We start from the raw sequence: 14,676 nt of genomic DNA, 5'->3' as shown, positions 1-14,676 counted from the left end.
GAATAGATCAATTTTATCCGCTTGGGCTCCGTAGGAGCCTCCTGAATTCGTAATTTGAAATGCCAGCAATGAAAACAAACGCACACGTCATTCTTATTGTCACTACGGCGCTCTGCTGTATAAATTCTCAGGATGACGGCGAAACGAAGTACGTTAGTCCTTTGCTGAACACGCAACAGCGCAGAGTCCCGGAGACCGGAGACTCCGCTAGTACATAGGAACATTGATCCGCCTGTTCTTCAGGAACTTCTCCAGCTCTACTGCCCAGAAGACGATGCTGGCAACAGCGATGGATATGGCAAGCTCACCGAGGGTCAGGGGTTGTGTTTTGAAGATCTCGTTGAAGAACGGTGTGTAGATCACCATCAGCTGTAGCCCGGAAGTAAACAGCAGCGCTCCCAGCAAGGGTTTGTTGGAGAGCAGGCTCGTTCTGAAAAAAGACCTGTGCTCGGAGCGTATGGCCATCACGTGGCCGAGCTGCGCGAAGCAGAGTACCGTGAAGGCCATGGTCTGCCAGTGGGCGCCGGCATAATGAATGGCCCAGGCCTGCATACCGAGGGTGACGAGGCCCATGAGCAGTCCTACCCAGAGGATATGCCAGCCCATGCCACCGGAGAAGATGCTCTGCTTCGGATCTCTCGGGGGTCTTTTCATGATGTCTGCTTCGGCTGGCTCGGAGGCGAGCGCCAGTCCCGGTAGCCCGTCCGTGATCAGGTTGACCCAGAGGATGTGGATGGCCAGCAGCGGGATGGGCAAATTGAAGAACGGCGCCAGGAAAAGGGCCCAGATCTCGCCCGAGTTACCGGTCATGATATACTTGATGAACTTGAGAATGTTATCGAAGATCCTGCGGCCATGTTTCACCGCCTTGACGATGGTGGCGAAATTGTCGTCGAGCAGGATCATGTGTGATGCTTCCTTGGATACTTCGGTGCCGTTGATGCCCATGGCGATACCGATGTCAGCATTCTTCAGTGCGGGTGCATCGTTCACGCCGTCACCGGTCATGGCTACGAAGTGATGGCGTCGCTGCAACGCACCGATGATGCGGAGCTTCTGTTCAGGATCTACCCGCGCATACACCCGCACCCGTTCTACTTCGGCGTCGAACTCATCGTCGCTCAGCTTCTGAAGCTCCGGGCCTGAGAGCACCAGGTCGCTTTCAGCAGAGAGGATGCCCAGGTTACGCGCGATGGCCTGTGCGGTGAGCTTGTGATCGCCCGTGATCATGACGGGATGGATGCCCGCTGTTTTACATTCCGTTACGGCCTGCCGCGCTTCATCACGGGGTGGGTCCATCATGCCGGCGAGACCAATGAACGTCAGGGATGATTCGATCTCTCCAGTATTTTGTGTAGCAGGCATGGTATCGAACATCCGGATGGCATAACCCAGCGTGCGGAAACCTTTCCCGGCCATCTCGTCTGCGCGGCGCTCGAGGGATGGGATCAGTGCTTGCTGTGTGGGCTCGAGCTTTCGCACCAATACATCAACGGCTCCTTTCACAATGGCTATTACACCCGAACCGTTCCGGTGAAAAGTGGTCATCGATTTTCGCTTGGAGTCGAACGGCAGCTCTGCCACACGCGCGTATTCAGATTCCAACGCAAACCGATCGTAGCCATGGTCCTGCGCATACTGCACGAGCGCCACTTCGGTGGACTCTCCTACCCACACGCCATCCTTATCTTTAGTGACATCGTTGTTCAGCGCGAGGGCGTGAAGCAGTATATCCTTTCCCTTAAAAACAGAAAGGGTTGAAGTGACCTCCTGCGGTTCAAAGATCTCCTGAACGGTCATCTTGTTCAGTGTAAGTGTCCCCGTCTTATCGGAGCAGATGTAGGTGACAGAACCCAGTGTCTCTACTGCCGGAAGCTTGCGGATGAGGGCGTTGCTTTTTACCAGGCGCCTGGCTCCCAACGCAAGCGCGATGGTTACAAGCGCAGGGAGCGCTTCGGGAATGGCAGCCACGGCCAGCGAGATGGATGTGAGCAGCATGGTAGACCAGGCTTCTCCCCGCCACCATCCTACCAGGAAGAACACAGCGCAGAGTATCAGAATGATCAGTGTAAGGCGTTTGCCAAAAACCTCCAGTCGTTTCTGCAGTGGTGTTTTGATCTCCGCTACCTGGATCATTTTAGCGATCCTTCCGAGCTCGGTCTTCATGCCGGTAGCCACCACGTAGCCGACACCACGTCCATTGGTGACGAAGGTGCCTTTGTATCCCATATTCACCCGGTCGCCCAGTGGATATGTTTTGGGCGGCAAGGGATCAACCGACTTCTCGATATTCATCGACTCACCTGTAAGGGAAGATTCGTCCACCTTGAGTGTGTACGTTTCAATAAACCTGATATCGGCAGGAATGATGTTGCCGGCCTCGAGCTGCACCACGTCACCCGGCACGAGGTCTGCCGCCGGTATGTCGAGGATCTGGTTGTTGCGCAGCACCCGGGCGTGGCTGGCGGCCATACTTTCCAAAGCTTCCATTGCCTTCTCCGCCCGCCACTCCTGGATCAACCCGATGATGGCATTGATCACGACGATGGCTAGGATGACGATGGTGTCGGTAAGGTCGCCGATGATACCTGAGATCACTGCGGCGGCCATGAGAATAAGGATCATAAAATCCGTCAGCTGGGTCAGCAGCATTCCGAGGAGGGTTTTCTTCTTTTTGACCTCCAGCACATTTTTTCCATGTTCTGTGATCCGCTGCTGCGCTGTTTGCGGGTCGAGGCCGGACCTGCTGGTCTTCAGCGCTTCGGCCACTTTCTCTGACGGTTGCAAGTGATGATCCATAAACCGATATTTCCTGTTTGTTGAAAGTTAGCCAACCTCTGTCAATTTATCTGAGGGGGAGAAACCTTTTAATCGATTTATAATCCTTGGATTAGAAACACATTATGAATGCGAAGAAGCTTGCAGCAGAAAAGGCTGTTGAAAAAATAGAGGATCACATGGTCGTTGGCCTGGGCACCGGCTCTACGGCATCGCACGCTATCAACAAGATCGGCGAACGGATCAAACAAGGGCTCGTCATCAAAGCCGTGGCTACATCAGTGGCGTCTGAAAAACTTGCGCTAGAAGTGAACATTCCATTGTTGCCGCTTGCCGCGATCGAGTCGGTTGATATCGCCATCGATGGTGCCGACGAGGTGGACGCCCGGGGAAACCTGATCAAAGGTGGTGGCGGGGCATTGCTGCGCGAAAAGATCGTGGCCTTTGCCAGCAGGCGGTTCATCGTTGTAGTAGATCAATCCAAGCTCACGGACACGTTAGGAAGTTTTCCACTTCCGGTAGAGATCGTGCCTTTTGCGCCGGCCCTCGCGCTGAAGCAACTGCGGGCGTTGGGATGCGAGCCCTCCATCCGCAAAAAAGAAGGAAAGGAATTTGTGACGGACAATGGAAACCTGATCATCGATTGCAGGTTTGCGCGTATTGAAGATCCTGCTTCGCTTGATACTGCCATCAAAAAAATTCCCGGCGTGGTGGAGACGGGCTTGTTTCTGAACACGATGGTGAGCGAGGTGATTGTGGGATACGAGAATGGAGAGACGGTTACGCGTACGATCACTGCCGCCCGATCATGATTCACCCGGTGATGCGCCATGAGCATGCATCGCCTGTGATCACGATCGAACGTGTCGCAAGTCTCCCATCACAGTCAATAACCCACGGCTTCACCGTGGGTTATTCATATTAAGCCCCGTTGGGGCTTCAATTGCATGGACAAGATTAACGCGACAAATGGTCTACTGACAAAAATAGGCAGGCCAGGCGGCGAACCAAGCCTGAAGGGCTTGAATGTAAATAAGAAGGGGGAACCCCCCGGCTCCCCCCTTGCCACACGCATCAGCGTGAACCTTAAAAACTCACTTTGTAGCTGATGGTTGGCAACATGCCCAGCTGCTTGCTCTTGTATATTGATTCGGTGGCGTTGATATAATCCTCTCCTACCACGGTCTGGTTGTTCAGGATGTTCTGAACGTCGAACTTGAACTCGGTAGTCGTGCGTTTCCTGTTCCTTCTCAGGCCGATAGAGAAATCGGTGCGGAAGATATCGTCGCCTTTTGCAGAGAACGGATTCAGCTCATCCGTAACTTCTTCGCCGCGGGCGATGGAGGCTTCCAGGTTGATGGGTGAATAACGTTTGCCACCGATCAGCGCCACTTTCGTATTCACGAACAGCACCTTGTTCTTCGAAGGGTTCCCTACTTTGAATTCCTTGCCGCCGATCAGGTTGGCCACGTAGTTATTGTCGAAGGCCGACTTGCGTTCGATGCCATCTTTGGCTGTATACAACGAGCGGAACAACGAGAGCGTGCTCATGTAGTAAAGGCCATTGTGTAAATACCGTTCAAGGGTCAGCTCCACACCGTAGTTCTTGCCTTTGCCGTCGTTCACCAGCTGACGTGTGGTATAACCTTCGCTGACGTTCAGCAACGAGTATGCACTGGTGTTGGAGTCTTCAACCGGTACGTCATAAAGGTGCTGATAGTAGGTTTCCACTTTCAGGTGCGTGTTCTCTCCCAGCCGGCGGTCGTATCCCAATACAAAGTGTGCGGCTTTGGTGATCTCCAGGTCCTTGTTAGGTTGTGTGAAGGTACCATCATCGGCATAACGTTTGGCCAGGTAAGTAGACACACCTTCGAGCTTGCTGTGCAGACCTGCTCCCACATTGAACGATTGTTTGTCGTCAACCTGCCACTTGAGGCCCATCCTCGGCTCTATGGAGTTGTTGTTGTTCAGGGCAAACTGCAGGTAGTGCAGACCGTTGATCATGGTGAGGTTCTCGCTGATCCGGTACTTCCAGCTGGCAAATGCCTGGAATGTGGCGGAGCTGCCCTCTTCTGAGAGCTCATTCGCCAGCACATCCTTGTCGAAATCCCACTCATCGGCTTTCATGTTGAAGTTCAACCTTGTCAGGATGATACCTGACTCCAGCTTGTGCTTAGCGTTAAGCTTGTAGTTGAAAGTGGTTGTTGCGATCATCGACGACTTGCTGATGTTGCCTTGCTCGATGACATGGAACTGATCGTCATCATTGGGCGTCGCGAACTTGTAATTGTTATCCGAACCGGTGGCTGCAAGCGAGCTCTTCAGGTACATATCGTCATTGATCTGGTACGTGTGTGATAACCCGAGCACACCCATTTTATTTCTGCCGTTGAATTTACCGGTGATGATGTCTTCATCTTTTTCGTCCTTCTCTTCCGTATCGATGCCGCTCATGCCACCGAGGCCGAAGATCGAAAGGCTGTGCTTGCCATTGACGGGCAGCTGGATCTTGAACGACATATCCTGGTAACGGGGCACACCACCGAAGTCGACCACACCTGCTTTGTCGAGGAGATCGAGGGCTGAATAACGGTAGTTGGCGATGTATGATCCGCGGCCACCGGCCTTGAAAGGACCTTCGGCTGTCATGTCGAGACCAAGGGTACTGATCGACGCTGTATATTCGCGTTGCTCGTTGTTGCCACGTTTGAGTCTCATATCGAACACACCGGAAGTAGCGTCGCCATACTCGGCTGCGAACGCTCCTGTGAAGAAATCCGAGTTGCTCAGCATCTTGCTGCTCAGCGCGTTGATCGGGCCACCGGTGGAACCTTCACCTGCAAAGTGGTTGGGGTTGGGGATGGCCACACCTTCAAGTCTCCAGAGGATACCTTTGGGAGAGTTACCCCGCACGATGATGTCGTTGTTGCCTTCCGCGTCGCCGTTCACACCGGCAAAGGCCACCACCATTCTGGCAGGGTCGTCAAAAGAACCTGCGTAGCGTGATGTTTCTTCCACGGAAAAAGTGTGTGCGCTGATCATGGCCATCTCGTTGAGCACTTCACCTTTGTTCTGGTCGCCGGTGATGGTGACCGCTTCGAGTGTATTCACGGATTCCGCCAGGGTGACGTTCAGGATCTCTTCCTTGGCCGATCCGATCAGCAGGTTGGGGATGGTTCTCTCTTCGTATCCCATGAACGTCACTTTCAACGTGACGCGACCAATAGGCACACCGGTAAGCCGGAAGTTTCCGTCGCCATCGGTCATGGTGCCGATGATCGGACTGGTACCTACCACCATCACGGTGGCACCAGCCAGTGGCATCTGACTGTCCTGGTCAACGATGGTGCCGCGTATGTTCTGGGTGATCTGCTGGGCCGTTACTGGTATTGCCAGCAGCAACGTGAAGGCCGCGAGCAAGTTGATGATTTGTGATTTCATGAAGCCTTGTTTTGTTTTTGTTTGCTTTATGACAATCACTTATCCGCATACCCCTATTGAAGTTCAAATCTTTTTTACCACGCGCCGAATTATCCCTTTTCAAAGTCATCCATGGCCCTGCTTCACCTCCTCCGGGGTGTTCATCACAAAATTGCCCTTCGCCGCCACGGGCTCGTTGATGGGCTCCGCAGACATAAAGAGTACCTGCGTATCGGTTTTGGCTACCACACCGATCTCATCATTCTCTTTTTCAAAAACGATCAGGTTGTGGATGGCGGCATCCCGGTCGTTGACGGTGACCTCTCCTTTTATAATATAGAGCAGGGTCCAGTAGCCGGGTGTCGCTTTCAGGTTCACCGCTTTGTCTTTGGCAATGCTTCCAATTACAAAGATCACCGGTGTATGTGTTTTCATTGGACCGGTCTTTCCATCATAAATGCCGCTGACCAGTCGCAAGGCCACGCCGTCACTTTTCAATACTTCCGGCTGCTGTTCTTTTTTTACCAGCTGATAAGCGGGCGTATCCCATTTATTCGCTTTCGGCACATTGATCCACAGCTGCAAAAACTCCTGGGTGCCTCCCCGTTTCATGAATTGTTCTGGTGGCACCTCGTCATGAAGCAGGCCCTTGCCCGAAAACATCCACTGTGCGTCGCCGGCTTTTACATTGCCCGAGTGGCCTGCATTGTCCTTATGACTGAGCTCACCCTGAACAATAAAGGTTACAGGTGCAAAACCCCGGTGTGGATGAGGATACGATCCGGCCGATGTCTCGGGAGGCAACACCTTCGGTCCCATGTGGTGTACTACTATAAATGGGTTTGCAAACCTGAATTCAGCGGTCGGCAACGACTGTATAACAACATCTTCGTCAGAGATGTGTTTTTCCTTGCCATTGAGAATGAGAGTGATCTTTTTCTTCATAAGGGAAATTAACGATTTTTTAGTCCACAGTCGACGGTCCACAGACCACGGCATCCCTTCAAAGACCGTCATCCAGAGCGACGAGTGGAGCGATGGCCTGTGCGAGCGAAGGATCCCCCGAACGTCACTGCGCACTTAATTCGAGCAACTGTTCCAAAGGCCTTCACTTCGCGATAAGGTGATTCCTCGTCCCTCAATGCCCGCCACATTCGCCGCGCTGAATGACGGAACCCGAGTCGGCGGTGGACTGTCGACCGTAGACTTTTAAATTAATCTCAATTGTATGAAACTAAAATTCACATGCCCCGGTTGTAAAAGCATACCGATCGGTATATTTTTACGGAACCAAAAGCAGAATAATATGCCCAAGGCCGAACAGACAAAAGCGCTCATTGTTGAAAAAACCGCTCCTTTATTCAATATGAAGGGTTTTGCCGGTACCACGCTCTCGGATATGGAGAAGGCAACGGGGCTTACCAAGGGCAGCATCTACAACAACTTTACAGACAAGAATGCGGTGGCGCTGGCTGTTTTTGACCATCACCTTAAAATGGTCAATGCGGTGATCGATGCGGAAATGGGCAAATATGCTTCCGCGAAAGACCAGCTGCTCAGCTATGTGAAGGTATACACCAACGATATCCTGAGAAAGCCTTTTCCTTTGGGCGGATGTCCTATTCTGAATACGGCCATTGAATCGGACGATACACATCCCGAGCTCAAAAAGAGGGCGGGTGCCGCGCTGATGGCCTGGAGAAACAAGATCGTAAGCCTCATTCAGAAGGGTATTAAAGAAAAGGCATTCCGGCCGTCGGTGGATGCCGAAACAACAGCGCTGACCATGATCGCCACCATCGAAGGCGCGATCATGATCTCCCGGGCAACCGGTAAGCTCAATCACCTGAAAACGATCATGAAGTCGGTTGAAAAAATGATCCATGACCTCGAATAAGTTTTTATTTACCCAATACCATACCGATCGGTATGGTTTTAACATTGATCTATAAACATAAAACCATGAAAACAACACAAAACACCGTACTGATCACCGGAGGAAGCGCAGGCATCGGACTGGAGATCGCCAGGCAGTTTATTGCCCGGGGCAACAACGTTATCATCACCGGAAGGAATGAAGCCAGGCTGAAACGGGCCGCATCGCTGGTACCGGGTGTCACCGCCATTGTAAGTGATGTAACCAACGCCGCCGATGTGGACCTGCTCGTGTCACGCCTCGAAGCCGATTTCCCTGCGCTAAACGTGGTGATCAACAATGCGGGCCGTGCGTTCGTGCACCAGCTTTCGAACGGTGGTACATCTTACGAAAAAGCCGGCGAAGAGATCCTCACAAACTATCTCTCCATCATCCGGCTGAACGAAAAGCTCCTGCCCCTGCTCCGTCAACAGAAACAAGCCGCCATCGTTAATGTATCGTCTATCGTGTCTTTTGCACCTAACCATGTGATCGCAACCTACTCGGCCAGCAAGGCTGCGCTGCACTCCTATACCTTATCACTGCGCCTTGACCTGGCCAAGAACACTACTATTAAAGTTTTCGAGCTGATGCCACCACTTGTGAACACAGATTTTTCGCAGGATATCGGCGGCGCCAATGGCATTCCTCCGGTAACGGTTGCAGAGGCGCTCATCCAGGCATTTGAAAAAGACGAATACGAGATACATGTTGGCAATACTGCCTATATTTATGAGTTGAGCAGAACGTCTCCGGCAGAGGCACTGGCAACGATGAATAAATAGTTGACAATGGACAAATGGGCAATTGACAATGTGCGGAGTGAACTTACCCGGAATAATAAATGGTCAAGTGAACTGTATCACTGAACTTTGTCAACTGCTCTTTTGTCAACTGTCAACTTTAACAACCAGGCGATAAAAACAACAACAACCAGATAATATGAACCAACCCCGCAAAGTAGCAGTCGTCGGATACAACCGGATCCCTTTCGCACGTCACAATACCGCTTACGCCAATGCCAGCAACCAGGACATGATGGTGGCGGCGCTTAATGGACTGATAGACCGTTACCGTCTGCAGGGATTGCGGCTGGGCGAAGTGGCAGGTGGCGCAGTGATCAAGCACACACGCGAATTCAACCTGATGCGCGAGTGTGTGCTGGGTACAACGCTCGATCATTCCACCCCTGCGTGTGACATTCAGCAGGCGTGCGATACCGGGATAGAGTCGGCGGTCTACATCGGGAACAAGATCGCGCTCGGGCAGATCGAAGTGGGCATTGCCGGTGGTGTTGATTCCACCAGCAACGTGCCCGTGGTGCTGGGTGAACGCCTTCGGAAGATCCTGCTGGAAGCACGGCGAGAGAAGAGCTTCGGAGGAAGGCTCGGGAAATTTATGAAGATCAGGCTCAAGGACCTTGCGCCGGTAGCACCGGGCATCGACGAGCCGCGCTCCGGATTATCAATGGGCGGCCACACCGAGATCACAGCAAAATATTACGGTATCACCCGCGAGGCGCAGGACCTGTTTGCGCTGGAAAGTCATCAGAAAATGGTGAAGGCCTATGAAGAAGGGTTCTTCAAAGACATGCTCACGCCTTACCTCGGGCTGGACCGCGACAACAACGTGCGGAAAGATACAAGCATGGAGAAGCTGGCCAAGCTGAAACCCGCCTTCGACAAAGTGAACGGTACGCTTACCGCAGGCAACTCCACTCCTTTCACCGACGGCGCTTCGTGTGTGCTGCTGGCGAGCGAAGCATGGGCGCGGGACCATGGGCTGCCGGTGCTGGCTTACATCACCCACGCGGAAGTTGCCGCCATTGAATATGTAACACAAAGACAAAACCTGCTGCTGTCACCTGTGTATGCAGCAACACGAATGCTCAGGAGAGCAGAGCTGCGCTTCCAGGATTTCGACTTCTATGAGATCCACGAAGCTTTCGCGGCGCAGGTACTTGCCACGCTCAAGATCTGGGAGAGTGCCGAGCTGATGAAGCCGTTCGGATTTGACCAGGCCCTGGGAAGCATTGACCGCAGCAAATTGAATGTAAAAGGCAGCAGCCTTGCCGCCGCACACCCCTTCGCTGCCACCGGCGGACGCATCATTGCTACGATGGCCAAGCTCCTGAACACAAAAGGCTCAGGACGTGGCTTCATCTCGGTGTGTGCAGCCGGCGGACAAGGCATTACAATGATCATGGAAAAATAAAGATTATGAAAACTGAAGTTAAACAACGGATCGCTTTCGCCCTGATGATGGGCATTATCACCACCGGTATTATCTCGTTCACACTGATCAGCATCAATATCGGATTCTCAGAAAAGTTTCTGGGAATCTGGTTGAGGTCATGGGGTACAGCTTATGTGGTGGTGATCCCCGCCATCCTGTTCCTGGGACCGAAGGTGCAGGGTGTTGTGTCGAGGTTGATTAAGTCGTGAACGACTTAGTTGCCGGTTGCCGGTCGCCAGTTGCCGGTTCGTGCAGTGTTAACCATTTAAATTGTGCTTCGTATCGTTAGCCTTTGAAACACAAGCGTGATGGTCAGACCACCCGAAACCGGCCATCCGGTAACCGGCAACTGGCAACCATTCAAGGTTGGTGCATCATCAACTCATTGATAAGCGCTGTAACTTCTGAGGGCGGCGCTTCTTCTGCCAGGTAAAATTGACCTTTTGCCTGGTCGTTCCATTGGTTGTTGCCTTTGTCATCAACAATGATCTTCCCTTCCTTCAGTGTGTACCAGGGTTTGTGACCACGGATGGCGACCAACACGGCTGTCTGATCCCAGCTCTTTCTTCCCTCCTTGTCTTCTGCCGCGCTGGCGATGCCGATCCTGAAAACATCTTTCACAGGGCTCTTCTGAATAGACTTGTTGTTGATCAGCGGAAGCCCGGACTTGATCCTGGCGCCGATCTCAAAACCGCTGAACACTACAGTTCCGGGAAATTGCTCAAAGGTATACTTCGCCGCGGCTGCATCTTCCTTAATGTTGAATTCTCTGAAAGAAGGAAATCCTCCGGCCATAGTCACCAGTTTTTTTACTTTTCGCTGAACAAGCTCCTGGCCACTGAGGGGTGAGTATCGATCTGCTTTTGATCGAAGGAGCTCCGAGATGTTGGTTAAAAATCCTACAGTAATAATGGTGACGCTGTTATCGGGCTGCTGCGACAACACCTTACGATAGAGGCTTACAGCGTCCGGAACTTCACGATTGTACTTTATCTGATGAGGATATTTTGCAATCAGTGTATCGGTCCAGTGCTGAAAGTCCTTCAGCTCGAGGGCCCTGCCACCGGCAACCCCGATCGGGAGATCAGGTCTGCGGAAATACGTATTCAGCACACTCAGCACTGCGGCCACACCTTCATACTTTGTGCTGGCCATGGTAGCGAGGATCTTCGCCTCACCCTTATCGGCGAAAGCATGCAGCAATGTAATGGCGCCAACGTCATCATAGTCCGGTCCCATGTCCGTATCAAAGATCACCGCTACGGGCTCTTTCTTCTGTGCGGCGACGAAGAGCGGAAGTGTGAGTGTGAGAAACGCGATGAGGAAGGCTGTGGAAGTGTTGGTCATGGTATAAAGTTTAGTTGCCAGTTGCCGGTTACCAGTTGCCGGTTCCTGCGTGTTTCAACATTTTAAACTGTTCTTGGATTGAAACGCAGGCGTGATGGTCCTCCGTACTCGAAACTGGCTATCTGGCAACTGGCAACCGGTAACTTACTCCAGCACTAATTTAAGCACATTTCTTTTTCTGCCACGCATGATCTGAACAGCATAGAGGCCTGAAGGACTTTTGCCAAGATCGAGATCGATCTGCGCGCAGTCACCACTGCATGTAAATATCTGGTCAACAATAACAGCGCCGGCGGCAGAGATCACCTGGATGCGAACGGGGCCTTCATCAGCGCCGAGTCCTGTGAGGGAAACGCGCCTGCCAGGGGCCGGATTGGGATAAACGGAAATACGCTCCACTTCGGCATCATCGATCTGCACCCTTTCTGCAGGTGTGCTGGCGGCGGCGAAAGTATATTGCGGAGCGAACTCGATCATCCTGATCCCCCTGATCGGGCGTTCCAGGGTACCATCGGGCAATTGCCATCCCACAGACAAGTGATCGTTGCCATTGGCTTCTTTATGCAGTGCCTCGATATAGTAGTTTATTCCCTTCTCGAGATAAATGCTCGACGACTTCTGCGATGCATAACGGTCATACTGGCGGTAACGCGTGGCACTGTTCACCGAGGCGATCAGTCTTTTGTTGGCCGGATCATCATCGGTGCTGAGCCAGAGCTGCGCTTTATCATCCGCCGCAACCCAGAACGTGTAATAACCGGTAGACGGCACGCACAGGTAGGCCCGGATGCGGCTGCCATAATTGTTACCCTGGTATTGATCCGTCTCGAAATCGAGCTGTGTATTCACCAAAGACGGTTCGGTATTTACCGGAATGGAAGAAATGTCCGTGCCGCCAATGTTATCCCAGATCTCCCAGTTGACCAGCCCGGCGTTAGGGCAGTCAGGATAATTTACAATGTACGTGACGGTATCGCTGGCGACAGCATTCCCGTTGTCGTACGCCTTTACAATGATCTCGTGGGTGCCTTCGGGGAAGTAAGTCCAGTGGTATTCGTATGGCGCGCTCATATCCTCCGCCATTTTAGCTCCATTGATGATGAACTCCACCTTTGCAATGGTGCCATCTGCATCTGAGGCCGTAGCATGGATATACACGCCGTTTGCAAAGTTCTCTTCAAAATTATCTGGCGGATCGATGATGGTCACTGTTGGCGGTATGTTAGGTTCATATTCATAAGGAATGAGGTGCTGCCCCTGGATAGGCCGCTGCAAGGTGCCATCCGGCATCTGCCATCCCACAGAAATATGATCGGCACCGTTTCCTTCCTTGTGCAGCGCCTCGATATAATATTTCCTTCCCTGGATCAGGTGGGTTGGCGCCGATTGCTGATAGGCATATTTGGTGTACTCGCGGAATTTCACGGCCTTATTCACGTAGGCTATCTTGTACTTGTTCTCAGGCTGTTCATCGGTACTTAGGTACAGTGCGCTTTGGTCGTCACTGGCAATCCAGAAGGTGTAGTAACCGGTCTGGGGTACACACACATAGCCATAAATACGCGCTGCATAGTTGTTGCCGGCGTAGTTTGGTGTTTCAAACGTAGTTATTTCAGCCGTCGATGTGGGAGGACCTGAAGGGATATCCGTGAGGTTGAGTCCGGGCACGTTCGTCCACAGGTCCCGGGTGATGCTGCCTGCACCAGCGCATGAACGGCCAGGCCCTGCGTTGATCGTTGCCGACGCTACATCCTCATACCAGGGCCATGAATATTTGCCGCAGTACGTTTTTACTTTTGCATTGATCACGTAGGTGTAATCGGTGTTGGGCTGCACGGTAGTATCCACCATGGTGTAGGTGCTGCCTGAATCGGCAAGTACGATCTCCTTCAATACAATGATGCCGTCGGTGCTTTCCTGATAGAGACTGTAATGCTCGTCTACGTAAGATCTATCACGCAAAGTGATCTCAATGCCACTGTCGACAATCCGCACAGAGAGCTCCGGATCATAGTAGTCTGATTCCACGGTAACTGTTTTCACCTCAGAAAAACCAGAGACGTGACCATCCCTGCCGTCACGTACTTTGTAATAGTATGTTTTGCGAGGAGCCACGTCATCCAGGTACAATGTGGACGTAGTTGTAGCCACCTTGACGAATCCACTGGTGGGCGATGATGACCTGAAGATCTCAGTGTAGATGTGGGGCGAATCATAGATATGCTCATATTCAAGAAGCACCTCGGAGCCACAGGTTTCCAGGTTGGGGTAGCCCATATGGATGATCGGGGCTTCGAGCGGTTGCAGAAAATATACTTCTGCTACCCGGGAAAGCGTGTTGCCATTCTGCAGCACAGCGTCTGCGTAATAAGTGTAATAGGTTCCGCCCTGGGCGCCCGAATCGTCGAACAACTGCTCTACCCCGGGTTGGTTTCCGGGAATATTATCGATGAGGGTTGTTGCACCATTTTCATCGACCCGGTAGATGCGATAGTAGTCGTCTTCATTGCTGTTGTCTGTGAACTTCAGCAGAACACTGGGCTCCTGAACCTCATACGTGAAAGTGGGAGCTGTGAAATCAGGCGAACCTGAACCGGCAGGGGTACTGCCTTGAGCGCGATCTTCAGAAAAGCATACACTGGCACTTGCAGCCAACGTCAGCCCTATAAGCACAACCGTGCGTAGAGTCTTTTTCATAGACGGGTCTGTTTTAAAACCGATGACCGACTAATTTTATGCCTTGAGTTGCAGTACTCCTTTTTAGCTATGTATAGCTCGTAAAAATGCCCGGGTCTGGGTAATGATCTGATCAATTCACTACTGTGGGGATCACACAAGGTGTTGTCACTAGGTACTAGTTGCCAGTTGCCGGTTACCAGTTGCCGGTTCCTGCGTGTTTTAAACATTTTAAACTGTGCTTCGCATCACCTGGATTTGAAACACAGGCGTGATGGTCCTCCGTACTCGAAACTGGCTATCCG

General features: G+C 52.1%; 10 protein-coding genes. 5 read left to right on the top strand and 5 right to left on the bottom strand.

Translation table 11 applies throughout. From position 1 onward, the window contains the following. Window positions 1-207: 207 nt before the first annotated feature. A complete protein-coding gene (locus KK083_RS00460) occupies window positions 208-2,799 on the bottom strand; it encodes a calcium-translocating P-type ATPase, PMCA-type (protein WP_254158854.1) in 2,592 nt (863 codons plus the stop codon). Window positions 2,800-2,903: 104 nt separating this feature from the next. On the opposite strand from KK083_RS00460, the gene rpiA reads away from it, so the two are divergent. After that, complete coding sequence (rpiA, locus tag KK083_RS00455) at window positions 2,904-3,590, top strand: ribose-5-phosphate isomerase RpiA (RefSeq protein WP_254158852.1); 687 nt, start codon at window positions 2,904-2,906, stop codon at window positions 3,588-3,590. A 274-nt stretch (window positions 3,591-3,864) separates the two neighbouring features. On the opposite strand, the gene KK083_RS00450 is transcribed toward rpiA, so the two are convergent. Together KK083_RS00450 and KK083_RS00445 are read right to left on the bottom strand one after the other, a co-directional pair. After that, window positions 3,865-6,219, bottom strand: coding sequence for a TonB-dependent receptor (locus KK083_RS00450; protein WP_254158850.1), 2,355 nt, complete (start codon window positions 6,217-6,219; stop codon window positions 3,865-3,867). Window positions 6,220-6,324: 105 nt separating this feature from the next. Further along, a complete protein-coding gene (locus KK083_RS00445) occupies window positions 6,325-7,143 on the bottom strand; it encodes a pirin family protein (protein WP_254158848.1) in 819 nt (272 codons plus the stop codon). Window positions 7,144-7,504: 361 nt separating this feature from the next. Here KK083_RS00445 and KK083_RS00440 point away from each other — a divergent pair, with 361 nt between their 5' ends. From KK083_RS00440 to KK083_RS00425, 4 genes are all read left to right on the top strand, one after another. Continuing rightward, on the top strand, window positions 7,505-8,095 hold the full coding sequence (locus KK083_RS00440) for a TetR/AcrR family transcriptional regulator (protein ID WP_254158846.1): 591 nt from the start codon (window positions 7,505-7,507) through the stop codon (window positions 8,093-8,095). A 65-nt stretch (window positions 8,096-8,160) separates the two neighbouring features. Then, window positions 8,161-8,898: an SDR family oxidoreductase gene (locus KK083_RS00435; protein ID WP_254158844.1), complete on the top strand. Its 738-nt coding sequence runs from the start codon at window positions 8,161-8,163 to the stop codon at window positions 8,896-8,898. Between the two features lie 157 nt (window positions 8,899-9,055). Then, window positions 9,056-10,327 (top strand): acetyl-CoA C-acetyltransferase, encoded by a 1,272-nt coding sequence (locus KK083_RS00430; protein WP_254158842.1) that lies wholly within the window; start codon window positions 9,056-9,058, stop codon window positions 10,325-10,327. Between the two features lie 5 nt (window positions 10,328-10,332). Continuing rightward, window positions 10,333-10,557 carry a DUF2798 domain-containing protein gene (locus KK083_RS00425; protein WP_254158840.1) on the top strand — a complete coding sequence of 75 codons (225 nt, stop codon included), beginning with the start codon at window positions 10,333-10,335 and terminating at the stop codon, window positions 10,555-10,557. 151 nt (window positions 10,558-10,708) lie between these two features. Here KK083_RS00425 and KK083_RS00420 read toward each other — a convergent pair whose 3' ends face one another. Both KK083_RS00420 and KK083_RS00415 read right to left on the bottom strand, forming a co-directional pair. Beyond that, window positions 10,709-11,695: a nucleoside hydrolase gene (locus KK083_RS00420; RefSeq protein WP_254158838.1), complete on the bottom strand. Its 987-nt coding sequence runs from the start codon at window positions 11,693-11,695 to the stop codon at window positions 10,709-10,711. A gap of 144 nt (window positions 11,696-11,839) precedes the next feature. Beyond that, window positions 11,840-14,392: a PA14 domain-containing protein gene (locus tag KK083_RS00415; RefSeq protein ID WP_254158836.1), complete on the bottom strand. Its 2,553-nt coding sequence runs from the start codon at window positions 14,390-14,392 to the stop codon at window positions 11,840-11,842. Window positions 14,393-14,676: the final 284 nt, after the last annotated feature.

The sequence above is a fragment of the Chryseosolibacter histidinae genome (assembly GCF_018598225.1).
Classification (GTDB): Bacteria; Bacteroidota; Bacteroidia; order Cytophagales; family Cyclobacteriaceae; genus Chryseosolibacter; species Chryseosolibacter histidini.
The sequence above is the reverse complement of the archived record's forward strand: the minus strand, read 5'-3'. Positions and strand labels throughout refer to the sequence as shown.

What these genes read in the sequence shown, in the direction of transcription:
- KK083_RS00460 (WP_254158854.1), bottom strand. Translation starts at nt 2,799, where the DNA reads ATGGATCATCACTTGCAACCGTCAGAGAAAGTGGCCGAAGCGCTGAAG.
- rpiA (WP_254158852.1), top strand. Translation starts at nt 2,904, where the DNA reads ATGAATGCGAAGAAGCTTGCAGCAGAAAAGGCTGTTGAAAAAATAGAG.
- KK083_RS00450 (WP_254158850.1), bottom strand. Translation starts at nt 6,219, where the DNA reads ATGAAATCACAAATCATCAACTTGCTCGCGGCCTTCACGTTGCTGCTG.
- KK083_RS00445 (WP_254158848.1), bottom strand. Translation starts at nt 7,143, where the DNA reads ATGAAGAAAAAGATCACTCTCATTCTCAATGGCAAGGAAAAACACATC.
- KK083_RS00440 (WP_254158846.1), top strand. Translation starts at nt 7,505, where the DNA reads ATGCCCAAGGCCGAACAGACAAAAGCGCTCATTGTTGAAAAAACCGCT.
- KK083_RS00435 (WP_254158844.1), top strand. Translation starts at nt 8,161, where the DNA reads ATGAAAACAACACAAAACACCGTACTGATCACCGGAGGAAGCGCAGGC.
- KK083_RS00430 (WP_254158842.1), top strand. Translation starts at nt 9,056, where the DNA reads ATGAACCAACCCCGCAAAGTAGCAGTCGTCGGATACAACCGGATCCCT.
- KK083_RS00425 (WP_254158840.1), top strand. Translation starts at nt 10,333, where the DNA reads ATGAAAACTGAAGTTAAACAACGGATCGCTTTCGCCCTGATGATGGGC.
- KK083_RS00420 (WP_254158838.1), bottom strand. Translation starts at nt 11,695, where the DNA reads ATGACCAACACTTCCACAGCCTTCCTCATCGCGTTTCTCACACTCACA.
- KK083_RS00415 (WP_254158836.1), bottom strand. Translation starts at nt 14,392, where the DNA reads ATGAAAAAGACTCTACGCACGGTTGTGCTTATAGGGCTGACGTTGGCT.